Source organism: Erysipelatoclostridium sp. DFI.2.3 (assembly GCF_019132535.1).
Classification (GTDB): domain Bacteria; phylum Bacillota_I; class Bacilli_A; order Erysipelotrichales; family Erysipelotrichaceae; genus Clostridium_AQ; species Clostridium_AQ innocuum.
The window spans coordinates 96,255-120,658 of the sequence record NZ_JAHOOJ010000013.1 but is presented as its reverse complement, the minus strand read 5'-3'; the positions used below and the strand labels follow the sequence as shown (position 1 = coordinate 120,658).

The 24,404-nt window shown below is 43.2% G+C and carries 23 protein-coding genes; 18 read left to right on the top strand and 5 right to left on the bottom strand.

Features of this window, described 5'->3' with window-relative positions; genetic code table 11:
* The first annotated feature begins 44 nt into the window (after positions 1–44).
* From mutL to KSZ58_RS14375, 7 genes are all read left to right on the top strand, one after another.
* Positions 45–2,132, top strand: coding sequence for a DNA mismatch repair endonuclease MutL (gene mutL, locus KSZ58_RS14405; RefSeq protein ID WP_009270086.1), 2,088 nt, complete (start codon positions 45–47; stop codon positions 2,130–2,132).
* Positions 2,133–2,264: 132 nt separating this feature from the next.
* On the top strand, positions 2,265–3,176 hold the full coding sequence (gene miaA / locus KSZ58_RS14400) for a tRNA (adenosine(37)-N6)-dimethylallyltransferase MiaA (protein WP_002606696.1): 912 nt from the start codon (positions 2,265–2,267) through the stop codon (positions 3,174–3,176).
* 1 nt (position 3,177) lies between these two features.
* Positions 3,178–3,918, top strand: a complete 741-nt coding sequence (locus tag KSZ58_RS14395; protein WP_009270087.1) for a ThiF family adenylyltransferase — start codon at positions 3,178–3,180, stop codon at positions 3,916–3,918.
* On the top strand, positions 3,908–4,687 hold the full coding sequence (locus KSZ58_RS14390) for a nitroreductase family protein (protein WP_002606698.1): 780 nt from the start codon (positions 3,908–3,910) through the stop codon (positions 4,685–4,687). The genes KSZ58_RS14395 and KSZ58_RS14390 overlap by 11 nt, the downstream gene beginning before the upstream one ends.
* A gap of 38 nt (positions 4,688–4,725) precedes the next feature.
* Positions 4,726–5,571 carry a hypothetical protein gene (locus KSZ58_RS14385; RefSeq protein WP_009270088.1) on the top strand — a complete coding sequence of 282 codons (846 nt, stop codon included), beginning with the start codon at positions 4,726–4,728 and terminating at the stop codon, positions 5,569–5,571.
* A 316-nt stretch (positions 5,572–5,887) separates the two neighbouring features.
* Entirely contained in the window at positions 5,888–6,226 is a 339-nt protein-coding gene (locus tag KSZ58_RS14380; RefSeq protein WP_002606701.1) for a PadR family transcriptional regulator, read from the top strand.
* Positions 6,204–6,764, top strand: coding sequence for a DUF2812 domain-containing protein (locus KSZ58_RS14375; RefSeq protein WP_009270089.1), 561 nt, complete (start codon positions 6,204–6,206; stop codon positions 6,762–6,764). The genes KSZ58_RS14380 and KSZ58_RS14375 overlap by 23 nt, the downstream gene beginning before the upstream one ends.
* Positions 6,765–6,945: 181 nt before the next feature.
* On the opposite strand, the gene KSZ58_RS14370 is transcribed toward KSZ58_RS14375, so the two are convergent.
* Entirely contained in the window at positions 6,946–7,596 is a 651-nt protein-coding gene (locus tag KSZ58_RS14370) for a YggS family pyridoxal phosphate-dependent enzyme (RefSeq protein ID WP_002606703.1), read from the bottom strand.
* 736 nt (positions 7,597–8,332) lie between these two features.
* Between KSZ58_RS14370 and tmk the strand changes: the two genes are divergently transcribed.
* The 11 genes from tmk to KSZ58_RS14315 all read left to right on the top strand — a co-directional run bounded on the left by tmk (position 8,333) and on the right by KSZ58_RS14315 (position 19,553).
* Positions 8,333–8,965 carry a dTMP kinase gene (gene tmk, locus KSZ58_RS14365; protein WP_008816023.1) on the top strand — a complete coding sequence of 211 codons (633 nt, stop codon included), beginning with the start codon at positions 8,333–8,335 and terminating at the stop codon, positions 8,963–8,965.
* A complete protein-coding gene (locus tag KSZ58_RS14360; RefSeq protein ID WP_217752788.1) occupies positions 8,958–9,935 on the top strand; it encodes a DNA polymerase III subunit delta in 978 nt (325 codons plus the stop codon). The genes tmk and KSZ58_RS14360 overlap by 8 nt, the downstream gene beginning before the upstream one ends.
* Complete coding sequence (gene ricT, locus KSZ58_RS14355; protein ID WP_065530293.1) at positions 9,932–11,002, top strand: regulatory iron-sulfur-containing complex subunit RicT; 1,071 nt, start codon at positions 9,932–9,934, stop codon at positions 11,000–11,002. The genes KSZ58_RS14360 and ricT overlap by 4 nt, the downstream gene beginning before the upstream one ends.
* A gap of 9 nt (positions 11,003–11,011) precedes the next feature.
* Positions 11,012–11,869 (top strand): 16S rRNA (cytidine(1402)-2'-O)-methyltransferase, encoded by an 858-nt coding sequence (gene rsmI, locus KSZ58_RS14350; RefSeq protein WP_065530292.1) that lies wholly within the window; start codon positions 11,012–11,014, stop codon positions 11,867–11,869.
* 109 nt (positions 11,870–11,978) lie between these two features.
* A complete protein-coding gene (locus KSZ58_RS14345; RefSeq protein ID WP_009589005.1) occupies positions 11,979–12,674 on the top strand; it encodes a GNAT family N-acetyltransferase in 696 nt (231 codons plus the stop codon).
* A 64-nt stretch (positions 12,675–12,738) separates the two neighbouring features.
* Positions 12,739–13,419 carry a response regulator transcription factor gene (locus KSZ58_RS14340; RefSeq protein ID WP_008816019.1) on the top strand — a complete coding sequence of 227 codons (681 nt, stop codon included), beginning with the start codon at positions 12,739–12,741 and terminating at the stop codon, positions 13,417–13,419.
* Positions 13,403–15,046, top strand: coding sequence for a cell wall metabolism sensor histidine kinase WalK (locus KSZ58_RS14335; RefSeq protein WP_021420140.1), 1,644 nt, complete (start codon positions 13,403–13,405; stop codon positions 15,044–15,046). Before KSZ58_RS14340 ends, KSZ58_RS14335 begins: the two co-directional genes overlap by 17 nt.
* 397 nt (positions 15,047–15,443) lie before the next feature.
* Positions 15,444–17,789, top strand: coding sequence for an anaerobic ribonucleoside triphosphate reductase (locus KSZ58_RS14330; RefSeq protein WP_009270091.1), 2,346 nt, complete (start codon positions 15,444–15,446; stop codon positions 17,787–17,789).
* On the top strand, positions 17,782–18,330 hold the full coding sequence (gene nrdG / locus KSZ58_RS14325; protein ID WP_008816016.1) for an anaerobic ribonucleoside-triphosphate reductase activating protein: 549 nt from the start codon (positions 17,782–17,784) through the stop codon (positions 18,328–18,330). Before KSZ58_RS14330 ends, nrdG begins: the two co-directional genes overlap by 8 nt.
* Before the next feature lie 481 nt (positions 18,331–18,811).
* On the top strand, positions 18,812–19,300 hold the full coding sequence (locus tag KSZ58_RS14320) for a helix-turn-helix domain-containing protein (RefSeq protein ID WP_002606719.1): 489 nt from the start codon (positions 18,812–18,814) through the stop codon (positions 19,298–19,300).
* A gap of 1 nt (position 19,301) precedes the next feature.
* Complete coding sequence (locus KSZ58_RS14315) at positions 19,302–19,553, top strand: hypothetical protein (RefSeq protein WP_009270092.1); 252 nt, start codon at positions 19,302–19,304, stop codon at positions 19,551–19,553.
* Positions 19,554–19,709: 156 nt separating this feature from the next.
* Here the strand turns inward: KSZ58_RS14315 and KSZ58_RS14310 are convergent, their stop codons facing one another.
* The 4 genes from KSZ58_RS14310 to KSZ58_RS14295 are packed head-to-tail and all read right to left on the bottom strand — an operon-like array spanning position 19,710 to position 24,186.
* Positions 19,710–20,153: a PTS sugar transporter subunit IIA gene (locus tag KSZ58_RS14310; RefSeq protein ID WP_002606721.1), complete on the bottom strand. Its 444-nt coding sequence runs from the start codon at positions 20,151–20,153 to the stop codon at positions 19,710–19,712.
* A 3-nt stretch (positions 20,154–20,156) separates the two neighbouring features.
* Positions 20,157–21,194, bottom strand: a complete 1,038-nt coding sequence (locus KSZ58_RS14305; protein ID WP_008816012.1) for a PTS fructose transporter subunit IIC — start codon at positions 21,192–21,194, stop codon at positions 20,157–20,159.
* Positions 21,195–21,214: 20 nt separating this feature from the next.
* The gene (locus KSZ58_RS14300; RefSeq protein WP_002606723.1) at positions 21,215–21,529 is read right to left on the bottom strand and encodes a PTS fructose transporter subunit IIB; all 315 of its coding nucleotides are present in this window, start codon (positions 21,527–21,529) and stop codon (positions 21,215–21,217) included.
* A gap of 14 nt (positions 21,530–21,543) precedes the next feature.
* Positions 21,544–24,186: a glycoside hydrolase family 38 C-terminal domain-containing protein gene (locus tag KSZ58_RS14295; protein WP_217752787.1), complete on the bottom strand. Its 2,643-nt coding sequence runs from the start codon at positions 24,184–24,186 to the stop codon at positions 21,544–21,546.
* Positions 24,187–24,404 lie beyond the last annotated feature (218 nt).

The following is a 24,404-nucleotide window of genomic DNA, read 5'->3' as shown; positions in this document are numbered from 1 at the left end:
CCCGGATTACAGGTTTTCTGTTTTATAAGAAAGAAGGTGTACTTATGGGTAGAATCAATCGACTGGACGAACATCTCAGCAATATGATTGCGGCTGGAGAGGTCGTGGAACGTCCGCAGGGTATTGTAAAGGAACTGGTTGAAAACTGTATCGATGCACACGCATCAAATATAGAAATACAAATATCACAGGGTGGTATTGCGACCATTACGATTATAGATGATGGTGACGGTATGGATCCTGAGGATGCCACGCTGGCATTTGAGCGGCATGCCACAAGCAAGCTGAAAGAGGTTAATGATCTCTGGAATATACATACAATGGGATTTCGCGGGGAGGCACTGCCTTCCATCGCATCTGTTTCTCATGTACTGCTGCGAACAAATGACGGCACAAGCTCTACCGAGGTGGAGATCAACTACGGCAAGCTGATCAGTGCCAGACCATGCGGGACTCCGAAGGGAACCATGATAGAAATTCAGAATCTGTTTCAGAAAACACCGGCACGCTTCAAGCATCTGAAAAGTCCGCAGTATGAATTTTCTCTTATTTCGGATGTAGTTCAGAAGTTTGCCCTTTCCCATCCGGAAATCGGATTCTGCCTGTCTCATGATGGAAGAACGGTTTTTAAAACCAAGGGCAGCGGTAATCTTTTGGAAGTACTTATGCAGATTTATGGAAGAGACAGTGCGAAGAGTGCGATTTCGCTGGATGGAAGTGATCAGGATTATAAGATAAAAGGCTATATCATGCAGCCGCAGTTTAACCGTGCAACAAAATATTATATGCTGCTGTACATTAATGGTCGTATGATACGTAATTACCATTTGCAGAAGGCAATACTGGATGCATATTCACCTTATATGCCGAAGGACAGATATCCCATCGTTGTCATTGATTTACTGATGGATGCACAGCTGGTGGATGTCAATGTACATCCGTCCAAATGGGAAATTCGTCTGTCCAAGGAAAAGCAGCTGGAAAAGCTCCTCTATGAGACCATTCGCAAAGCACTGCAGGAACAGCTTGAGGTTCCACGCGTTAATATTACAAAGGAAACCGTAAAAGAGAAGGTGGAAGAGCAGGAGCTGCAGTTTACGTATGAACGTGATGATAGCATTTCAAGACTGCATGAGGAAGTAAACGACAGCTTTATACATCCGGAAAAGAATGAAAAGCCCTCTCTGGATATGGAAGAGCTGCGTAGAAAAATCGAAGCAGATAAAAACCGGAGAAAAGAATCAGCTGCTCCGATACAGCCTAAGACTAAGGAACTTCTTCCTGAAATCCGGGAAGAAACAGCATCCTACGAGTCTGAGGATTCAACATCGGTAAAGGCGGAGACAGAGGAAGCAGATGTCAAGGTTCAGCATGAGGACACTGACAAAACAGAAGTGCTGCCCGCTGCCGACACCGGGTCTGAGGCACACACACAAGCTATAGAACCAGACATTTCTTCGGATGCAGCTGTTGCATACATGGAAATCAGTCAGTCCGAGGAGCTTGTCTATGAGAAAAAGGCAGAGGTGGAACAGTCACAGCCTTTGAATCCGAGTCTTCCACAGCTTCGTGTGATTGGTCAGTTCCACAGCTGCTATATCTTGGCAGAGGGTGAAAAGGGCCTGTACATAATTGATCAGCATGCAGCACAGGAGCGCTATCATTATGAAATTATTAGAAAGCAGATTCTTGATGGAAACAATGATACCCAGCCGCTGCTGCTGCCTATAACAATAGAATCTACGATTTCTGCTGTTTCGCAGGCAGATGATTTGAACGCATTGCTGGAACAGCTCGGCATCCATCTTGAGGTGTTTGGAGATCATACCTTTGTGTGCCGTCAGCTGCCGCTGTGGATGAAGGATGTTGAAGAAGAGGCTTTTCTCTGCGATATGATTGATATATGGGAAAAGGATAAGGAAATCAGTCTGGATAAGCTGCGGAAGCATGCAATAGCTACCATGGCATGTCACAGCTCCATACGCTTTAACCGCAGTCTTACACTGGATGAAATGAAGCGTGTCATAGAGGATTTAGCACATTGTGAGCAGCCGTTTCATTGCCCGCATGGAAGACCGACAATGATCTGTATGGAGGATAAGGCATTGATCCATGAATTTGAACGTGGATAAGCAGCAGGAGGAAACAGCCTGCAAGCATATAGCTGCTTGTAGTCGCTGCCTTTTGAAATGGCATACCTCTGGCTACAGTGAGAACGGATACTGTGAATTTTGAGGATATCTTGTGAGAGAACGGAGTTAATTATGGAAAAAGTACTGGTGATTGCAGGTCCCACAGGCGTAGGAAAAACAAGCCTTAGTGTGGAGCTGGCAAAAGCCTGTCATGGAGAGGTTATCAGCGGAGATTCCATGCAGGTTTATAAAGAAATGAGTATCGGAACAGCAAAAATAACAAAGGAGGAAATGCAGGAGGTACCGCATTATCTGATTGATTTCTGTTCCTTTACAGAGGAATACAATGTTAAAATTTTTCAGGAGAAGGCCAGAGAATACATAGCGGAAATCACCAAACATGGGCATCTTCCCATCATATGTGGAGGAACAGGGCTATATATAAAGTCCTGTCTGTATGATTATCAGTTTGTCGATCAGCCGCAGGATACGGAGTTTATGAATTTTCTGGCAGAGCGAAGTACGGATGAAATATGGGGAATGCTGTCAGTCATTGATCCAAAAGCCTGTGAGAATCTGCATCCGCATAACAGGCAGAGAATCGTTCGTGCTCTTGCGATGGCACATACCGGAGAGAAAAAAAGTGAAATCGTTGAGTCACAGGAACACCGTCCTGTTTACGATGCCTATATCATAGGACTTACAATGGATCGTTCGCGGCTGTATGAGAGAATCAATGCAAGAGTCGATACCATGATGGAACAGGGACTGCTGCAGGAAATCGAACAGCTCCATACCCTGCAGGAGGATGTCTGGAGTCTGCAAAGCTTTCAGGGAATCGGCTATAAGGAATGGAAAGCTTACATAGAGGACAGGGAATCAGTTGCCACCTGTGTGGAACGTATTAAGAAAAATTCACGTAATTTTGCGAAACGCCAGTATACATGGTTCCGCAATCAGATGCAGGTGCACTGGTATGATGTTGAAGATGAGAACTATCGCGAAAAGATTTTAGAAGATGTAAAAGCATGGATGGAGAACTGAGATGGAAACACCTTTACAGAGAATGGAGCTTCTGATTGGAGAAAACAATCTGGAAATATTAAAGCGTTCCACCGTCATGGTTGTAGGTGTCGGAGGTGTTGGCTCCTATGCTGCGGAGGCACTGGCAAGAAGTGGAGTCGGAACCCTGATTCTTGTTGATGGTGATACCGTTGCACCCAGCAATCTGAACCGTCAGATACATGCCGTCTATGCTACCATCGGTCGATCAAAAACAGAGGTTATGAAGGAACGGATAGAAAGCTATCGCAGGGACTGTACAATCATCTGCAAGGATATATTTTATAAGGAAGAGGAAAATGCAGTCCTCTTTGATAAACCGGTGGATTTCGTTATCGATGCAATTGATACCATGAGCAGTAAGCTTTCCCTAATCACATACTGCCTGAAACATAAAATACCCTTTATCAGCAGCATGGGGATGGCAAACCGTCTGGATCCGACAAAGGTGGAGTGCTGCGAGCTTATGAAAACAAGCTATGACCCTGTTGCGAAAATTATGCGAAATCTGATTCGGAAGCATCATATAAAAGGAAAGATTCCGGTTGTGTTTTCCAGCGAACAGCCCAGCGTACAAACCAAAATCATAAATGAAAACGGTGTTACCAGAAAGCAGAAAATGCCGCCTGCCAGCTCACCGTTTGTTCCGAGTGCTGCCGGTCTTGCAGCTGCTTCCTATGCTATGCGCATACTGCTTGAGAAAGGAGAACACCATGGACAATGAAACTCTGAAGGTTATTCGTAGCCGTACATCCCTGCGTACCTACGCTGCGAAACCGCTGCGTGAGGAAGAAGAAAACGCCATTATCGAGAGTGCTCTTCTTGCCCCTACTGCTGGAAATCAGATGCTGTATTCCATGATCATCATCCGTGATCAGGAAAAGAAAAAGAAGCTAAGTAAGCTTTGTGACTATCAGATGTTTATACAGGATGCCCCGCTTGTTATTGTATTTGTCGCAGATCATCACCGCTGGTTTGATTATTATCGCATGAACGGCGTAAAGAGGTATGCGGAAAAGCACGGATTATCATTTACATCACCTGCGGAGGGGGATTTAATGCTTGCGGTGGAGGATGCGATGGCTGCAGCGCAAAACAGTGTCATAGCTGCGGAATCTATGGGAATCGGTTCCTGTTATATTGGTGATATACTGGAAAATTATGAAACGGTAAAGGAACTGCTTCAGCTTCCCGATGAGACCTTCCCCATCGCAATGCTATGCTACGGACATTATAAACAAGAGCACAAAAAGGTGTTTAGAAAACGCTTTGATAGAAGGTTTGTGGTATTTGAGGATTCCTATCGGCAGCTGCAAAAAGAGGAATATGAGCAAATGTTTGCCGAGCGTGCGGAAAAGGAATTTCTGACACAGAATAAATACGCAGCGAAAAACTATGCACAGCAGTTCTATGCGAGAAAAACGGGAGCCTCCTTCAGTAAGGAAATGACTAGAAGTGTAAAGGAAGCCTTAAAGGCCTGGACAGGAAAATAACGTCTTATTGCTAACAGACTTTATTTGGAAAGGATATTATGAGACAAATAGATGTTGTCTATTCACCGATGTGTGAAGCTACAGCTGCAATGATTGAAAAGCTTCGGATCTGGCTGGAGGGCACAGACATACAAATCAATTTAATTCCGTATCATCAGCTGCCATCGGATAAAAAAAAATTGCGAAAATGTGAAAATTGCTTTATCGATGTATACGATCGTGGTCGAAAAATAGACACGGTACCGTTGCATAAGCAACAGCTGTATGCAGCCCTGCAGATTGAAAGAAATGCAGAGGATGAAGAACCTGTATTCTCAAAGTGGAATGGTTTGACAGCAGAGCAGTTTAAAAATTGTTTACATAAGGATGAAATTTCATTCATACCTATCACAAAACAAAATTATCTCAGAGAAATGTCGATGTGTCTTACCAATTATCCCTTTGGTAATCCCTCTGAGCAATATCATCAAAGCTGTATATCATTAAAATCCAAGGTGTTTTCAGAGGTATGGCAAAAGGAAGATATTGCTGGAATTTTTGCAGTTTTGGATGATAGGGTAATTGGCTTACTGGAGGTAATGCCAAGAGAGATTTTACAAAAATATGGCTATATGACAGGAACAGCAGGGAATAGCGACAGCTATTTGACAATAGGCTGCTACGAGGTTGGATATGGTGTTCCTCGGGTTGAAATGCTGGATGCTCTGATGGAGAACCTGGAAAAGGTATATCCGCTCTTCCATCGGAAATACCTCGAAGGTATCGGTATTTATGAATGGAGGGATGGATTCAATCCATACTGGGTATATGAAAAATATGGGTACAGCAGAACGGAAAAATTAGCTGACAATATTATTGTAATGCCAAAGAAGCTTTGCAAGTAGTGCAATCCATAGCAGATGAGAAGAGGAACAGCTGTTAAGGATGCAGGGTACTTTGTGTCATAGTAAATATATAACATATAAGGAATCAAATTTATCAGTTTATGATATTTGATTCTTTTTATTATGTTCGCTTAATTTCTTGTTGTTATAGAAAAGCCTTATGATCACTGATTGTATCTATAAATGAATAAAAGGAATGAAGCATGCAGCAGCCTTTGAGACAGCAGAGTCAGTTTCTATTGACATATAGATAGCACTGCGATATAGTATATATAGAGGTTCGATATATAGAGATACAATGTAGTGGAGGTTATCTATGGATGAAAAAATAAGACGTGTTTATGTGCCGATGACAGAAACCGGTTTTTATATTCTGTTTTCCCTGCAGGAGGAACGCCATGGTTATCATGTAATTCAATATGTGAAAAAAATTACAGATAACGAAATCATTATAAGTGCAGGAACCTTGTATGGAACTCTTTCAAAAATGGAAAAGGATCAGCTGATCAGGTTTACAAGAGAGGAAGAAAAAAGAAAATATTATCAAATTACAGAGCTTGGCAGTACGGTACTGCAGCTGGAGCTGGCCCGTATTAACCGCTTATATATCAACAGTAAAGGAGGATGCTATCATGGAAACAAAGAGAATCTTTAGATTCTTCTCACTTGCGGAATATGGCGAAGAACAGAAGTTTCTGGAAGAAATGCATCAAAAGGGCTGGAAGCTGAAAAGCTATACGGTTTTCAGGGGGTATGTCTTTGAGAAATGCATACCGGAAAACTGGATTTATCAACTGGATTATCGTGATGAAGTAGAGGATCTGAATGCTTATATACAGCTGTTTCAGGATTGCGGCTGGGAATATGTCATGATGTTTAATTCCTTCTATTATTTTCGCAGAAAAGAGAATGGGGAAGAAAACAATTCGGAGATTTTCAGTGATCGTGAAACGCGGCGGGAATATTGTGAGTCTATTTATAAGCGAAGTGTATTTCTTACCTTGTTTTGTGCAATCATATTTTCTATTATCATAGTTCCCGGTCTGTGGAAGGCTTTGCAAATGTTTGACAGAGATCCATGGTTTCTTGTTGTATATTCTTTGATTTCCGGTATTATGCTGTTTGAACTCCTGTTTTTAATAAAATGCACGCTGAAATTATATGCGGCAAAGAAAGAGCAGGAAAGCACTTAAAGCGATGCAGTATGCTTCATAATCTGTTACTTTGTGTTTACGAAAAAACCAGAGCTTATTCATAATGAATGTTCTCTGGTTTTTATTATAATTGTTTTACTTATGCGCAGGAGTATTTGTTTTACTGGTTACGTGAGATCAATCAGTATTAGAATCAACAGGCTTTATGAAAATGATATGCTTATATAGAATAATTTCGCTTACCGAAAATCACAGTACCCAGGCGAATCATATTCGAACCATGCTTCAAAGCAATCGGATAATCATCACTCATCCCCATGGACAGATAGCGGATCTGCTCACTTCCATATTCACTTTGCAGCTTGTGAAAGAGGATATTCATCCTTTCAAAGCATTCCTCAATACGGTCACGGTCCGCATCCAGTGGACCAACACACATTAGTCCCTGAACATCCAGGTGTTTATACTGCATGCACTGTTTTACAAAGGCAGGACATTCTTCCATATACACACCAGTCTTGTTTGCTTCTCTTGATATATTTACTTCAATCAGTACCGGCATAATTTTATCGATTTTCGCACACTGCTTTTCTATTTCCTCAGCCAGACGCAGACTGTCGAGACTTTGGATCATATCAGCGAGAGGAACAACATCCTTTACTTTATTGCGCTGTAAATGACCAATCATATGCCATTGATAGCGATCATCATATTTTTCTTTTAATTCCTGTACCTTATTTTCACCAAACACCCGACATCCGCAGGCATAGGCTTCATCAATTTCTTCTTTCGTATGTGTTTTACTTACTGCAATCAGTGTAACATGATCCGGAAGATGTTTCTGTATTTCCTGAAGTTTCTTTTTATCCATTTTGCATCACCTGTATCATATTATAGCACTATTTTGTATAGATAGAAAAGAATCTGTTTCATATGCGGAAAATGAAGAAGAAATTAGATATTGAATCCCAAAATGTTATGCTTATACGCGTTTGCAGTAATCCTTTATTTTACAGTTATTTTGTATAGGATAGGCAGTGAATGTTTACTGCAAAGAAAAATTCAATATATGAAATGGCAAAAGACATTAGGAAGAGGCGAACATCAGAGAACAGAAAAGACAGAATCTATTGACTCTGTCCATCTGGCAGGTATGCTGCCTGTATGTTGAAGGGAATGAATGAAGTTCCCTAACACTATCTTATGCAGGGACTGGTGTTTTATACGAAAATTTTGATCGATAAAGAAAAAAGAGAATGCAGGAGCAATCTTATCATATTTTTTATGCATTCTTAAGTTTGTACTGTGACTGTCAACATAAAAGCCTATGCGTGTATTTTTATTATCCATGTGTATTGTATCCAGTAATCATTCATCGGAACCAGTACAGATAAGACCAGAGCAAAGAACTTAATAGAAAAGCTGTGAGGCTTTCCTTATGATGGAAAATTCAAAGCTTACTCCTCAGTATGAATTCATAATTATGCCTGAAAACATATTCTGCAGCTTATCAGTACACAATGCTGTAAATAGCATGAGAAATCTCTTTGTAGTGCAATAGCTGATTATGCTATAATGATAGGGTCTAGTTAAAGGAGTGTCAGGCTATGAACAAGGGATTGTTTATCACATTTGAAGGAAATGACGGAAGCGGGAAAACAACCATCAGTAAGCTTGCATATGAAAAGCTGAAAGAGATGGGGTATCCTGTACTATATACAAGAGAACCGGGAGGCATAGATATTGCGGAACAGATTCGCAGCATCATACTGGACCCGGCCAATACGGCAATGGATGAACGCTGTGAGGCATTGCTGTATGCCGCCAGCCGCCGCCAGCATCTTATAGAAAAGGTACTGCCTGCGCTGAAGGAAGGAAAAATCGTTCTCTGCGACCGCTTCGTGGACAGCTCTCTGGTTTATCAGGGAATTGCCAGAGGTATCGGTGTTGAGGAGGTCTTTGCTATCAATCAGTTCGCAATTGAAGGGCATCTGCCGGATGCTACGGTATTTCTTTCTGTTGATTTTGAAACAGGACTGTCCCGCGTCACAAGCCGTGGCAATAAGGATCGACTGGACAATGAAAGTATGGAGTTCCATAAGCTGGTTGCACAGGGCTATGAGCTGATCAAAGACAAATTTAAGGAACGTATGCATATTGTGGATGCCAATCCTGATGTGGATACAGTTTTGAACAATACAGTAGCCTGTCTTATGGAGATTATAAAAAACCATGTTTAAAGATATTCTGAGAGAACAGCAGCCGGTGGTATATCACACTCTGCGAAATGCTCTGGAGCATAACCGTCTTGCGCATGCCTATATGTTCAGCGGTCCCAGCGGTACGCCTAAAAAAGAAACAGCATATCTGCTGGCCCAGAGTCTGGTTTGCAGGGAATCAGGCTTCGCCTGTGAGGTATGTGATACGTGTGAGCGTATTGCACACAACGAATATGCCGATATGATATATCTGGATGGAACAAGTGTTTCCATTAAGAAGGACGATATTCTGAAGCTGCAGCATGCATTCGCAAAAACCGGCCTTGAAAAAACCGGAAAGAAAATATATGTGCTGGATCATGCGGAAAATGCGACACCGGATGCATTAAACTCCCTGTTGAAATTTCTGGAGGAACCGGGAAGTGATATGATTGCAATACTGATTGTGGAACAGCTGGACAGAGTTCTTCCTACCATCATATCCCGCTGTCAGAATATCCCCTTTACCCCGTTGAGCGCATCACAGTGCCATGCGGCGGTACAGGAGGATCTGGAGGCGCTGGATGCCTATCTGCTCAGCAGCATGATCCGCCAGAAATCGGAAATTCTGGAGGCTTCGGAAAGTGAGGATTATCAGCATGCCCGCTTTTTAATGAAGGGAATGCTGGAGCGTTATCTTTCCTCACCATATGATGCTTTGCTGTTTCTGCAGTTGGAAGGCTTTCCTTCAAAACAGAAAAAGCACGGAAAGCAGGCAATGCTCTATCTGCTTGATATGCTTACTATATTCTTCCGTGACTGTCTGCGTGGCAGTCATCGGCAATCGGATACATGGTATCAGAATATGCTTAAGGAATATCAGAAGAAAAATATGGATATGGCGGCAATTCTGCAGATTCTCATGCAGACGAAGGATACATTACTGCGTTCGGTCAACCTGCAGCTGCTCGTTGATCAGATGCTATACAGAATGAAAGAGGTGACAGAATGAATCAGTCGGAAGACAGGAACTGGATTTCAAAAGGAAATCCGAATCCGAAGCAGGATAAAAAGAAGCATCATGACAGAGGCTTTGAACAGAAACGGGATATGAAGCATCATCCCAAGCATGATGGAAAACCCAATATGAAGTCGGAAGCGAAGGAACCACGACAGGAAGTAAAGAAGGAAATGAAGCAGGAACAAAGGCCTGCACAAAAGCCGGAGCACAAGAAGGCAAACCACAATGAACGCAAGCCGGAAGGCAGAATTTATAAATACATCGCGTTTGTATCCTTTAAGGATTCAAAAAAAATCTATACCTTCGGTACCGATGTGGATGAGTACCGGGTGGGTGATGATGTGGTGGTTGAAACGATTCGTGGTCTGGAGCTTGGAAAAATCGTTAAGGAAACAGAAACCTTTTTGTCCAACGGAATGGAGATCAAGCCAATCACACGCAAAGCAACAGAGCGTGATTTAAAGCAGGCACAGGAAAATATTGAAAAGGCCGGTAAGGCTATGGAGATATGTGCGGAATGTATCCGTAAGCTTGGATTGGATATGAATCTGATTGAAGCGGAGTATACGCTGGATTGCAGTAAAATCATCTTTGTTTATGTTGCGGATGAGCGTGTGGATTTCCGTGAGCTTCTCAAGGAGCTGGCAAGTATTTTTAAATGCCGCATTGAGCTTCGTCAGATTGGTCCCCGTAACAAATCAAAAATCATTGGTGGTCTGGGAACCTGCGGTATGGAAACTTGCTGTTCCAGATTTATGAATGACTTTGATGTCGTATCTATCAATATGGCAAAGAATCAGCTGCTGGCATTGAATATTCAAAAGCTGAGCGGACAGTGCGGCAAGCTGATGTGCTGTCTGAAATTTGAAGACAGTCAGTATAAGCGGCTGCGTGAGGGTCTGCCGAAAATGAATTCCCAGATTGAATACAAGGGAAGCCGGTATCGAATTACCAGTATGAATGTACTGCTTCAGCAGGTAAAGATTGAAAATAAAGAGGATGTACAGTTTCTTTCCTTTAAGGAATTGTGGCCGGATATAGATTTCTCCGATCGGTAGGTGAACAAAATGAATCGTCAGAAGAGCTTCGAAAACGAGAAAGCAACCCTGTATGTGGTGGCAACGCCAATCGGGAATCTGCAGGAAATGACACCAAGAGCATTGAAAGTGCTGGAGTCTGTCGATGTAATTGCGGCAGAGGATACCAGAAACACACTGAAGCTGTTAACGCATTTCGGTATTCATACCAGACTGATTTCCCATCATCAGCATAATGAGACTCAAAGTGCGAACGGTCTTTTGGAGCTGCTGCGTCAGGGACAGGATATCGCGCTTGTGAGTGATGCCGGCTATCCTTTGATCAGCGATCCGGGCTGTGTTGTAACACAGAAGGTAATCGAGGAGGGCTTTAATGTCGTTCCGATATCCGGAAGCAATGCGATGCTGAATGCCCTGGTATCCAGTGGCATGGACACCAGACATTTTCTGTTTTACGGATTTTTGAAATCCGGTGAAAAGGAACGGATTCGTGAATTGTATGAATTAAAATACTATCCGTTTACCATGGTCTTTTATGAAGCACCGCACCGTGTGAAAAAAATGCTTGCTTCCTGTCTTGAGGTACTGGGCAACCGCAATATCTGTCTGGCTCGTGAGCTTACAAAAAAGCATGAGGAGTTTCTGAGAGGTACTATCGAAGAAATTCTGGAAATTGCGGAGGAGCTTAAGGGTGAAATGGTAATTGTTATGGAGGGCTCCAGAGAAACCAAGGATCCGGGAGAAGATTCCGCAATGCCGCTTGTTCATGAACAGATCAATACCTATATTAAAGAAGGATTGACTACCAATGAAGCAATCAAGCGTGTCGCAAGAGAGCGCGGCCTCAGTAAAAATGAAATATATAAGCAGTACCACGGATTATGTTAAAATACCTGAACGTAAGTGAATCAATTGTTTGAACTACGTTATTGAGCTGTTAATAAGGATTGATTTCTGTATGGAACAGGAGTTAATCCTTTTTTAAAAGGAGAAGAGCATGAATTTAACAAAGGAACCCTGTCTGTATGCGGATATGCTGCAGTGCAGAAATGCAGGCGGGTTAGTTTTATATGAAACAGAGACAGCCCTGCTTTTACAGGGAAGAATTTCAAAGATTTTATACAGTGCTGCGGCAGATAATCAGGCAGGGAAAGAAATCGTGGAGCACCTTCCAAAGCAGTTTGGCATACTGGTTGCCCATGACACCTATACGGATCCCTGGCTGAAATCCATGCGAAAGCTGGAAAGCGAGCTGGAGTGTGTTCACTGTGTATATGTTGAGGATGTACCCCCTGCAGTAGCCCTGCCGGAAGGCTTTGTAATAAATAGGCTGGATGCATCACATACACAGAAAATCATTGCATTATACAGGCATTCAATGGAATCTCTGGCAAATGAACAGTATATCGGTGAATGTCTGCAGGATGGTATGTATGGTGCATTTTACAAGGGTGAGCTATGCGGATTTATCGGGGTACATGAGCAGGAAAGTATCGGAATTCTGGAGGTTCATCCCAAATGGCGGAGAAAAGGATTAGCTGTGGCTCTGGAGCAGGTGATGATTGGCAAACAGCTGGAGCGCGGCAGACTGCCCTATGGTGAAATTGTAAAGGATAATACTGCCAGTATCCGGCTTCAGAAAAAAGCAGGGATGATTACAGATGAAAAGCTTACCTACTGGTATTTTCCCTGAATATTCATGAAATCATCACATAAGGGTATGGCATTCAAGTTATAATACAGATAGAGGTGATAACATGAGCAAACTGCTGGTTGTGGACGATGAGGAACGTATCAGAAGCATGATTCGTAAGTATGGTGAATTTGAGGGACATGAAATTGAGGAAGCAGTGGATGGAATGGATGCCATCGAAAAGTGTAAGCAGGCGGAATATGATCTAATCATTATGGATATCATGATGCCGAATCTGGACGGCTTTTCTGCGGTAAAGGAAATCCGTAAGGATGTGCAGACTCCTGTCATTATGCTCTCCGCAAGAGGAGAGGAATATGATAGAATCCACGGCTTTGAAATCGGTGTTGATGATTATGTGGTAAAACCGTTTTCTCCTAAGGAGCTGATGATGCGTGTCAGTGCCATATTAAAGCGATATCATGGTGATGTAAACACCAGAAAAAAGGATATCTATACCTATGAAGGCTTGAAAATCGATTTTACGGCACGCAAGGTCTTTATTGATGATAAAGAGGTGGAAATGTCGCCAAAGGAATATGTTCTATTATTTTATCTGGTACGCAATGAAGGAATCGCACTGACAAGAGAACAGCTGATTCATGATGTATGGGGGTATGATTTCTATGGGGATGACAGAACGCTGGATACGCATATCAAGCTGCTGAGAAAAAGTCTGCAGGATTACAGCCGCCTGATTATTACACTGCGCGGAGTAGGGTATCGTTTTGAAGCTGAAAAATAAACAGGTGGCAGGCGTCGACAGAAAAGAGCGCAAACCAATCAGCGTCAAGTGGAAGATTTTTGTCACACTGGTGTTCTTTATTGTCATTATCATTGCAGTACTATGGTTTTTTCAGGTATTTTTTCTGGAAAAATTTTATATGTTTATCAAATCCAATTCCGTAAAAAAGGCCGCCAGTGAAGTAAATGAAGTCATTACGCAGAAGCTGGATGGCTCACTGGATATGGAATCCTATAAAACAAAAATTTCAAACATTTCCCGCAATGGGGATTTCTGTGTCATCGTTTATGATGAGGATACGAGCAAGGATCCGATTATGGGCAATGAAAGCGATGGCAAATGTATGCTCAGCAAATCTGCCAGCTATGCTGCCCATGCAGATGTTATTGATGAACTGAAGGGGGAAGCCCTGTCACAGAAGGATGGAATAGCTTCCAGACTGATTGAGGATACTGCCAAGGTGGAGGTGCCCTTTGAATCCTTTCGTTTCTCTTTGACAAAGGAAGGTCTTATGATACCGCGTCCGGAGGCATTTCCATCACGGCTTACATCGGATATCAGAGACAACGGCAGAAATAAACAGAATATGAAAATTTCCAAGGGTGTGCAGAATATGACCTACATCAGTGTGGTCACAGGAAGCAATTCCCATATGAAAATCAGTGTGATCAATGCACAGCTGACACCGGTAAATGCTACGATTGAAACAATCAAGACACAGTTTATCATCATTGCGGCAATATTGACTGTAGTGGCGCTTATGCTGGCCTTTTATCTTTCAAGAAAGATTGCACGTCCCATCATCTCCATTAACAACGGAGCGAAAACGCTTGCGACCGGTCAGTATGATGTTGCCTTCAGCGGTAAGGGATATCTGGAAATTGAGGAGCTGAGCAATACGCTGAACTATGCTTCCAGAGAGCTGAGGAAGGTGGAGAATCTGCGGCGTGAGCTGATTGCGAATATGAGCCATGACCTGCGAACACCGCTGACAATGATCAGCGGATACGGGGAGGTTATGCGGGATATCCCCGGTGAGAACACACCGGAGAATGTACAGATTATCATTGATGAGACAAAACGTCTGACCAATCTGGTGAACGATATGCTGGATCTATCCAAGCTGCAGGCAGGTGTACAGGAGCTGCATGCGGTTTCCATGAATCTGACGGATGAAATCCGCAGCATCATCGAACGCTATGAAACCCTTTTAAAGCAGGATGAGTATGATATTCGCTTTGAATATAGAGAAGATGTCATAATTCAGGGAGATGTAATCAAGCTTGATCAGGTTATCTATAATCTGATTAACAATGCCATCAACTACAGCGGAGAGGATCATCAGGTCATCGTGAAGCAGCTGCTTGAACAGGGAAGGGTTCGTATCGAAATAATCGATCATGGTCCGGGTATCGAAAAGGATAAGCTTGCGTATATCTGGGAACGGTATTACAAGGTGGATAAGACGCATGTGCGCTCCCGGGTTGGCAGCGGTCTGGGTCTGAGCATTGTTAAAGCTGTTCTGGAGCTTCATAAGGCTGAATACGGCGTACTTAGTGAAGAAGGAGTAGGAAGTACCTTCTGGTTCTCTCTGCCTTACAGCAAAAGCCAAAACGAGGATGGATAGTGTCTGTATCAAGCTGAATCACTAGAAACTATGATAATAAACACAGCTGTTTTAAAACGATGTCAGGGAGGCAGCAGGTACAGACTCAAAACAAGGGGTGCTCGTTATAAAATACATACCATACATATTCATATAGAATAAAAATATCTGTGGATGACATTTCATGGATATTTTTTATTAAACCTCACGTAAATGGAAGAAAAATATCAGGAAAAATGCTTACACTTTTTCATGTAAATAAAAAAAAGCATTTACAGTCCCACAAACACTGAAATTGAGGTATAATAAGTGTCAGAGCAAATAGAGATGAAGGTTCATCTACAATATAAACAATCTGAATACACGTAAATGCCGCGTGTATTTTCTATTGTCATTGTTCTAGGTTAAGGAGGATTCTATGATCACTAGCATTAAGAAAAGGGACGGACGTGAAATACATTTCTCTCCGGAAAAAATCACAAGAGCTATTTTCCTGGCAGCAAGCAGAGTAGCACAGGAGGAAGGCAGCAAAGCAGATTATGAAACAGCGGAAATACTGACGGAGAAAGTCGTAAATCTTCTGAATAATACATACCAGGGCACAACACCAACCGTGGAAAATGTGCAGGATGCAGTTATTAAGGTATTGATTGAAACCGGTCATGCGAGAACCAGTGAAGCATATATCCTGTATCGTGCAGAACGTACAAGAATCCGCAGCATGAAGACAAGACTGATGAAATCCATTGAGGAAATTACGTTTGCGGACAGCAACGATGCGGATATCAAGCGTGAGAATGCCAATATTGACGGAAATACGGCAATGGGTACCATGCTGCAGTACGGAAGTGCTGTATCCAAGGAATTCTGTATGAGTCAGCTGATGAATCCGCAGCATGCGGCGCTTCATGAAAACGGAGATATCCATATTCATGATATGGATTTTATGAATATGGGGACGCTGACCTGCTGTCAGATTGATTTGGAAAAGCTGTTTGACGGCGGTTTTTCAACCGGTCACGGGCATTTGCGTGAACCGCAGGATATCACCAGCTATGCAGCTCTTGCGGCAATCGCAATCCAGAGTAACCAGAACGATCAGCATGGCGGTCAGAGTATACCTGCCTTTGATTTCTACCTGGCAAAGGGTGTCGCAAAAACCTTCCGCAAGGAATATATCAGTAATCTCAACAAAGCGCTGGAGCTGTTTATCAATCTGGATGCTGATGTGAGAGAACCGTTCAAGGCAGTGGAGAAGGAAACAGGAAAAACTGCAGCTATGATCATGGACGACAGCTTCCTGAACAGCCTGAATGCCATGCTGAAGGAAACCTTCGGTCTTGGTGAGGAACAAATCGAGCTGATCAATAAATTCGCTTATAAAGAAGCAAACGTTGCCACAAGAAGAAAAACCTATCAGGCAATGGAAGCCTTTGTACATAATCTGAACACCATGCATTCACGTGCCGGTGCACAGGTACCGTTTTCCAGTATAAACTTCGGTACGGATATGACACCGGAGGGTAGACTGATCAGTGAAAATCTGATGCTGGCACAGGAAGCAGGTTTAGGGAACGGAGAAACACCGATTTTCCCGATTCTGATTTTCAAGGTTAAGGAAGGCATTAACTATAATCCTGAGGATCCTAACTACGACCTGTTTAAGCTGGCAATGCGTGTATCCGCAAAACGTCTGTTTCCGAATTTCAGCTTTATGGATGCTCCGTTCAACAAGCAGTATTACAAGGAAGGACATCCGGAAACAGAAACAACCTATATGGGATGCCGTACCCGCGTTATGGGAAATATCAACGGTCCGGAAATTGCGACAGGAAGAGGAAACAACTCCTTTACCTCCATCAACCTGCCGCGTCTTGGAATCAAGCACGGAGTTGCTGTAAATGGTGATTTCAATGAGGCTGCTTTCTTTAATGAGCTGGATGAAAAGATGGAAATCGTTATTCAGCAGCTGCTGGAGCGTCTGGAAATTCAGGGAAGAAAGAAAGTGAAAAACTTCCCATTCCTGATGGGACAGGGTGTCTGGATCGGCAGTGAGAATCTGAGCTGGGAGGATACGCTGGAGGAAATCATCAAGCAGGGAACGCTGACGATTGGTTTCATCGGTCTGGCGGAATGTTTAAAGGCGCTGATCGGAGAACATCACGGAGAAAGTGAAGAAGCGCAGAAGCTTGGTCTGAAAATCGTAGGGCATATGCGTGAAATCTGTGATGAAGCTACAGAGAAATACGGTCTGAACTTCTCTCTTATTGCAACTCCTGCAGAAGGTCTGTCTGGAAGATTTACACGGATTGATAAGAAAATCTACGGTATCATACCGGGTGTTACAGATCGTGATTACTATACAAATTCCTTCCATGTACCGGTATACTATCACATAACAGCATTTAAGAAGATTCAGAAGGAAGCTCCTTATCATGAATTCACAAACGGCGGACATATCTCCTATGTGGAAGTGGACGGAGATCCTACAAATAATCTGGAAGCATTTGAATCCATCGTTCGCTGTATGAAGGATGCGGGAATCGGTTACGGCAGCATCAACCATCCGGTAGACCGTGATCCATGCTGCGGCTACAGTGGTGTAATTGAAGGGCATGTCTGTCCAAAATGCGGAAGAGACGAGCGTGAGGAAGAATATAAGTTTGAGAAAATCCGCCGTATTACCGGTTATCTGGTAGGTACGGTAGACCGTTTCAATGATGCAAAGGCATCTGAAGAACGGGATCGTGTAAAGCATGGATAGCAAAACCATCCGACTGGCTTCCCCTATGCAGGAGGACAGCTTTGTAGATGGTCCCGGTGTTCGTATGGTTATCTGGACGCAGGGGTGCAGACATCACTGCCCAAACTGTCACAATCCGCAAACCTGGGATACGGAAGGCGGCACCCTGTATTCCGTTGAACAGCTGCAGCAGCAGATTCGTGATGCACAGCTGCAGAGCGGTCTGACACTTTCAGGCGGAGAGCCGTTTCTGCAGGTTGAGCCATTGCTGGAAATCGTAAGAACGGCAAAGGAAAAACAGCTGAACATCTGGGCTTACAGCGGGTTCACCTATGAAGAGCTTCTTGCGGATGAGCGTAAGAAAAGGCTGCTTGTGCAACTTGATGTGCTGGTTGACGGTAAGTTTGTGAATGAGCTGAAGGATTACCGTCTTGTCTTTAAGGGAAGCCGGAATCAGAGAATCATCGATGTACAGAAATCACTGCAAAGCGGCAGTGTCATCCTGTCAGAAAAGGATGAACAGAATCAGAAGCTGAAGGAAGAGGATATGATCAATGCATGACCATATCCTTTCTTTTATCTCTTTCTATAGCATAAGAGGAATAGCTGAATCATCGATTCTCTGTGAAACTGCAAACAGCGTCATATGAGCCAAAAGGAAGAGGGAATGCGGCTGTTCTTAATTACTGCATACCTTTTTCCAAAGGTGATGCTTTGTGCCCTTGTTATTATAATTTCATTCTATACAGAAAACTTTATAGATAATTATTTTGATGTGTGAACTATACAGGCACTGAAGCTGTACAGCAAGATTGCATATATGCTATGGAAGTTCTTCCATAAGATTTTAAGGAATAGATTGCATGACAGATAAGTGTGTTGATACGAATATAATGTAAAAGGCTGTTGTAAAAGGAAATATGGGGAATTCTACTATTGGTTGAGAAGCAGACAACGAGCAGTTGTGACATTCAACCAGCTCTATCTTCCTTTAGGAAGGAATCATTTCTATAATGAGGGTGTGAAGAAAGGTGGAACACTATATGAAAGCATTAGGAACCAAAATAAGTGAATTGAGAAAAGCAAGGGGTATGACACAGGATGAGCTTGCAGATAAAATGGGAGTTTCGCCGCAGGCTGTATCAAAATGGGAGAATGATCTTTCTATGCCGGATCTTCCAGTATTGATTGAGCTGTCAGACTTCTTCCATATTTCTCTGGATGATTTTCTAAAAGAAAAGGTGCAGACAGTCGAACTGCTTCCGGAAGATAAGCGAAAGGATATCGAACAGATGTTTTTGAGAGTGTATGTGGATTCAGAGAATGGAGACAGAGTACGTGTCAACCTGCCGCTGGCTCTGGTAAAAATGGCCAGAGATATGGGGCTGGACATCCCGCAGATGACAGACAATCCAATGATGCAGAAAATCGATCTGGGAATGATTATGCAGCTGATAGAGAGTGGTGTGATCGGGAAGCTTGTAGAAGTCGATTCTGCAAACGGAGATCATGTTGAAGTGATTGTCGAATAGCATGAAGATACGGATTCATGCACAGTCCTGCCGTCTAAATCTTCGCATTCCCGATAGCATGCTTTATAATATGCTCACCTGTACAGTGATTAGAAAGACAATACAGGAGAATACGGAAATAGCATGGACAATGGATAAGGAGACCACAAGAAAGATGATGCGGCTTCTAAAGCATTTCAGTAAGGAATACAGGGGATTAACCATCGTTGATGTAGAAACGGCTGATGGGGAAATTGTGCAGATAACATTATAAAAGGATCATGGCTATGATCTTTTTTCTGTTTACACCTGTGCTCCTGAACAAAGAAGAGAAGCATTTTGAAAAAAAGAAACAGGTGCCGTTGACCTGTTTCTAAGCTGCTTCCTATCTTTTACTGATTATGTAACATGCAAAGCTGTAGTTTTATCTTCAGCTAATGCTGCATTCTTCCAGCAGCTGCAGACAGCCGTCCGGATTGTCTGAATGAAGAAGCGCATTTGTAAATCCCAAATCCATCAGCTTTCTTGCCAGGTTGGAAAGGATTCTAAGATGCTCATTCCCGCTGTTTTCCTTGCGTACAGCAATACCGAATACCATCTGAACCTGATCATCATCCCATTGAATTGGATTTTGTAGTCGAAGAAAGACCAGAGATGTATGCCTGACGCCCAATGACAATGCATGCGGTATAGCGATGCTGGAGCCCATGGCTGTAGATATTTCGTCCTCTCTTGAATAAACATCGTCTATATATTGCTGCTTATCACACAGCCGCTGATTATTCTCCAGTGTATCCGCAATGCAGGAAATAATGTCATCCTTGGACTGCAGATTCATATCAAGGAGAATCAGATTCTCATTGATCAACTTCATGTCTTACTCCTGATCCGGTTCATTTCTGATAAAGAAATAAATCATACAGACAGCAACTGCTGTCCCTGCTGCAAACGATAACAGATATAATGGGATATTGCTGACAAGAAGCAATGTTTCCAGACCGCCAATCGGTGCAGATAGTGTAATTCCAAACATGGCTACCAAGGCTCCTGTTACTGCTGCTCCAACACATAAGGAAGGAAGAATTTTCTTAGGCCGGTCTGCTACAAAGGGAATGGCTCCTTCAACAAAGAAACTGAGTCCCATAATATATGCAGCAATTTTTGCCCCCCGTAAATTTTCGCTGAACTTTTTAGGAAACAGCGTACAGGCGACAGCACAGCTTGTAGCAATTACCATGGCACTGCAGCCGCAGGAAGCCATGACAACAGACGGTACGGTTCCTCCATCTGCTGCAGTCAGTGTTGCAACAGAGAACAGATATGCAGTTTTGTTGATGGGACCGCCAAGATCAAGTGCCAGCATACCGCCGATTACTGCCCCAAGCAGTGCAGCATTTGTACCGCTGAGACCGGACAGGAAATCTGTAAGCGCATTGCTGACAGGGGCAACGACAGAATTGATTGCCAGCATGGCAAGACTTGTTAATGCAAGACCCAGTATCGGGAATAACAGCAGTGTTTTGATTCCCTCCAGAGATCGAGGTATCCCGGCAGTCAACTTTTTCAGACCGAGAATGATATAACCCGCTGCGAAGCCGCCGATCACAGCGCCAAGAAAACTAGAGCCGCCGTTTGCTGCCAAAGCACCGGCTACCATACCGGTCAGCAATCCCGGCCGATCCGCTATGGAATAGGCAATATAAGCTCCCATAATCGGAAACATATACCCCATAGCCAGCCCGCCAATCTGATTCAGCCAGGAAACGAAAACATTGGATGAGCCGAAGGTCGCTGTGTTGGCATTCTGAAAATCAAACAGATAGGCACATGCCAGCATAATTCCACCACCTACAACAAATGGCAGGAAGTAAGAAACACCGGACATCAGATGATTATAGCTTTTTTTCCAATTCATAATTTTCTCCTCTTTCTCATTTAATATTCTTTTAGTGCATCATTCAGTTTTTCATATACGCTTTCTACTTTTCTAACGGCATCTGTTACAGAAACCTCCAGGAGCTTTTTCCCTCGAAAGCGCTCCATTTCCACACGGGTATCTGCCGCAATGATAACGTAGTCTGCTTCCTTAATATCTTCCTCACGTAATCGGTTCTCTACACCTCCGGAACCATTTGTTTCAATTTTTACCTGAAAGCCCAGTTTCTTACCCTGCCGCTCCAGATTCTCAGCGGCCATATACGTATGGGCAATTCCTGCCGGGCAGGCACATACTCCGATAATGCGTTTCATAAACAAGTCCTCCTTTATGTTCTTTCTATCTGTATCATTCTGAGCTCACCCTTACGCAGAGGCTCCAGCTCATTGGACAGCGGTTTGTGTATTGTATGATCCAGTGTCGTCAGTGTGTAAACAAGCGCTTCATCACTATGTATTATGCCGCAGGATACCGGCTCTATTTCATTGTTATACAGACGAAGCAGCCAGTAATCTTTTTCCTTCACCAGTGATCCGAAGCAGCCCTGAAGCTCATCCATATTCAGAAAGCTCCAGGAATCCGGAAGTCTCTGCTCTGGTGGATTGGTAGGAAAATAGGATATCGGATGCACGGACTTATCAAAATGCTGTCCTTCAAAACAGAGTTGCGGGCAGGCATATTGAATGTAGTCTTGGCAGATACGATTACCGTCATAGCTTTCATACCACGTTAAGGCCAGATCAAAGCTGTTTTCTTTCAGCATCTGACATTTCGGTGTTTGGAATATCATGTAGTCCAGACCGCTGGGCCTGCCCGGACGACGATGCAGATCCGGATAGCCCATAGCACCATAGGAACGAAACAATACTACAGCGATATCCTTGTTACCTTCGTCTATCAGCTCATATTCCTTACTGCTTTTCGTCATAACAGTCATGACTTCATCATCCTCTACCGATACATAATTCAATAACGGCCATGTTGGACTGGGCTCTTCAAACCAGCCATCCGCCTTCCAGGTCTTTAAAGCTGCCGGAGTGCTTTCGCGTTTGATGTAGCTGTATTGTGTCCCTGCAAGTGAATACGTATGCGGTGCCTGTCCGGTGAAAACCAGACGTACACGATGATCCGTTGCATGATTATCAATCGTTCCCGAAATACGGATATTATTCTTATCTATCAGCTCAAGCTTAATTTTATATCGCATACCGGAATTTCGTATTCTATCTTTTCTATTCTTCAGATTCTGAGGTATCTCCAAGGTACCTGTCAGGGTCATACAGCTGTAAGTCATATTCTGTACGCAGGAAACTTCTGCATGTTCAAAGTAATCTGTAAGAATCCAGTCATATTCTGGAGGAGAATAGTCAAAGCTGTCTCCCTCATCCCCGGACTCCTCCAGATAGATAGCGCTGCGATGCTCCCTATGACTCCTGTAATCAAAGATATGTACACCCTCTTCATCCTTGTGAATACGGAAACGGTTATTTTCAATATAAGGAACCTGCGCCAGTTCATAGCTGACAGATGGCTGATCAATATCCTGAATATACAATGTGCGATAGGAAAGCCCCTTCATATGATCAATCTGCAATATGATTTCTGTTTCATAGAAATAGCCCTTGGGATCCATATCACGGATATCTTTACGTAAAACACCACAGTTCTTTTTTACTGTCCCTGCACGCGTATACGGCAGCTCCTTTCCATCCAGAAGGATTCGGAAATCAGGTTTTCCAGTCTGTACAGTTGTATGCAGTGTCTGTGTTCTTGTATATGGCAGCGTATTGCATACCAGCAGAGGATATCCATCCTCCCTCTTCTGTACAGAAAGAGAAAGCAGCTTCATCAGAAATACCGTTTGAGAGGTTATCAGATTGTAAGCATTCTGTGTTTCCTGCTGAATATAGTCATTTGTTTCATCTGTCAGTGTCGCAGAGGAATGTGTCTGGCAGCGCAGCAGACGATTCCATATTTCATCGATCAGTCCGTGGTCATACGGGATACCCTGTGCATCCAGCATGGACATAAGAGGCTGAAGACCGTATGTGATCTTTCGCTCACAGGCATCCTGCAGTGCTTTGATATCTGCGCGTGCGGAGAAAATGGAACGGTGAACCCGATGATACTGCGTCGAGAACAGTTCATGCTCATGGCATTTTAAATTGTGACCATGCTCTCTTACACGATTGCAGAAGTCCTGCCATGTTGTTGATACAAATGCAATGTCTGTTTGCTGTGCGTTATACTCTGCTATTCGTTTTGGTATATCCAGCATTGCCGGATTTTGATCAAAGCCCAGCGGAAATACAAATTCGTGATCCAGTGTGGAATAGGACAGGAGCCGGTCAATCAGACTTTGTACACTGATTTTATTGTAGTCAAGAGCTGATTCATCAAATAATGTACCATTACGGAATGCATAGCATCCGTATCCATAGCCTGCAATCATTGTGCATACCAGCAGCTCACTGCCATCATTTGATTTCATGTAAAATTCGCTGCCAAGCTTATAATCATCTCCAACACCGCGTGTTATGACAAAATCCTTAATTCCAAACTGATGAAATATCTTGGGAAAATCCCAGGAATGTCCAAAGGAATCCGGCAGATATGCAACCCTGGAAACATATCCGAGATTTTCGGCAGACTGCATGCCGAGTCTCAGGTTGTTAATGACAGATTCACCATTGCAGATAAAGCAGTCAAGCTGTGAGTGAAAGGGTCCGATTACGAGCTTTTTTTCCGTTACGAGAGTTCGTATGTATGCTTCGTCCTCCGGGTGAAGCTTTCTGTACTCATCCATCGGCGCACTCTGTCCGTCGAAAAAGAAATCTGTAATTCTTCCGCTTCGAAAGCCTTCCAGCATCTCCTTCATATTATAGCACAGCTGAACAGTTGCATCCTGTGCTGTGAAATACCAGATCAGATCCCAATGTGTATGATGAATACAATGTGCTGTTTTCTTCATTGCTGTTCCTCCTTGCACCTCTACTATATCAACCGCTGTCTTCAACAATCAATAGAGCACGGCACTTCCTTTTTTCAACATCTACAGGTATTCCTGCAATTTTTTCCAGACAGCTGTATATAGAAATTATGATATAATTTCTATGGAAGAAAGCGGATATCAGATGCTGTTTATTTTAGGCATACAGCTCTCACCTTCGGTATGCGTTCCGAAAGAAA

What these genes read in the sequence shown, in the direction of transcription:
- mutL (WP_009270086.1), top strand. Translation starts at nt 45, where the DNA reads ATGGGTAGAATCAATCGACTGGACGAACATCTCAGCAATATGATTGCG.
- miaA (WP_002606696.1), top strand. Translation starts at nt 2,265, where the DNA reads ATGGAAAAAGTACTGGTGATTGCAGGTCCCACAGGCGTAGGAAAAACA.
- KSZ58_RS14395 (WP_009270087.1), top strand. Translation starts at nt 3,178, where the DNA reads ATGGAAACACCTTTACAGAGAATGGAGCTTCTGATTGGAGAAAACAAT.
- KSZ58_RS14390 (WP_002606698.1), top strand. Translation starts at nt 3,908, where the DNA reads ATGGACAATGAAACTCTGAAGGTTATTCGTAGCCGTACATCCCTGCGT.
- KSZ58_RS14385 (WP_009270088.1), top strand. Translation starts at nt 4,726, where the DNA reads ATGAGACAAATAGATGTTGTCTATTCACCGATGTGTGAAGCTACAGCT.
- KSZ58_RS14380 (WP_002606701.1), top strand. Translation starts at nt 5,888, where the DNA reads ATGGATGAAAAAATAAGACGTGTTTATGTGCCGATGACAGAAACCGGT.
- KSZ58_RS14375 (WP_009270089.1), top strand. Translation starts at nt 6,204, where the DNA reads ATGGAAACAAAGAGAATCTTTAGATTCTTCTCACTTGCGGAATATGGC.
- KSZ58_RS14370 (WP_002606703.1), bottom strand. Translation starts at nt 7,596, where the DNA reads ATGGATAAAAAGAAACTTCAGGAAATACAGAAACATCTTCCGGATCAT.
- tmk (WP_008816023.1), top strand. Translation starts at nt 8,333, where the DNA reads ATGAACAAGGGATTGTTTATCACATTTGAAGGAAATGACGGAAGCGGG.
- KSZ58_RS14360 (WP_217752788.1), top strand. Translation starts at nt 8,958, where the DNA reads ATGTTTAAAGATATTCTGAGAGAACAGCAGCCGGTGGTATATCACACT.
- ricT (WP_065530293.1), top strand. Translation starts at nt 9,932, where the DNA reads ATGAATCAGTCGGAAGACAGGAACTGGATTTCAAAAGGAAATCCGAAT.
- rsmI (WP_065530292.1), top strand. Translation starts at nt 11,012, where the DNA reads ATGAATCGTCAGAAGAGCTTCGAAAACGAGAAAGCAACCCTGTATGTG.
- KSZ58_RS14345 (WP_009589005.1), top strand. Translation starts at nt 11,979, where the DNA reads ATGAATTTAACAAAGGAACCCTGTCTGTATGCGGATATGCTGCAGTGC.
- KSZ58_RS14340 (WP_008816019.1), top strand. Translation starts at nt 12,739, where the DNA reads ATGAGCAAACTGCTGGTTGTGGACGATGAGGAACGTATCAGAAGCATG.
- KSZ58_RS14330 (WP_009270091.1), top strand. Translation starts at nt 15,444, where the DNA reads ATGATCACTAGCATTAAGAAAAGGGACGGACGTGAAATACATTTCTCT.
- nrdG (WP_008816016.1), top strand. Translation starts at nt 17,782, where the DNA reads ATGGATAGCAAAACCATCCGACTGGCTTCCCCTATGCAGGAGGACAGC.
- KSZ58_RS14320 (WP_002606719.1), top strand. Translation starts at nt 18,812, where the DNA reads ATGAAAGCATTAGGAACCAAAATAAGTGAATTGAGAAAAGCAAGGGGT.
- KSZ58_RS14315 (WP_009270092.1), top strand. Translation starts at nt 19,302, where the DNA reads ATGAAGATACGGATTCATGCACAGTCCTGCCGTCTAAATCTTCGCATT.
- KSZ58_RS14310 (WP_002606721.1), bottom strand. Translation starts at nt 20,153, where the DNA reads ATGAAGTTGATCAATGAGAATCTGATTCTCCTTGATATGAATCTGCAG.
- KSZ58_RS14305 (WP_008816012.1), bottom strand. Translation starts at nt 21,194, where the DNA reads ATGAATTGGAAAAAAAGCTATAATCATCTGATGTCCGGTGTTTCTTAC.
- KSZ58_RS14300 (WP_002606723.1), bottom strand. Translation starts at nt 21,529, where the DNA reads ATGAAACGCATTATCGGAGTATGTGCCTGCCCGGCAGGAATTGCCCAT.
- KSZ58_RS14295 (WP_217752787.1), bottom strand. Translation starts at nt 24,186, where the DNA reads ATGAAGAAAACAGCACATTGTATTCATCATACACATTGGGATCTGATC.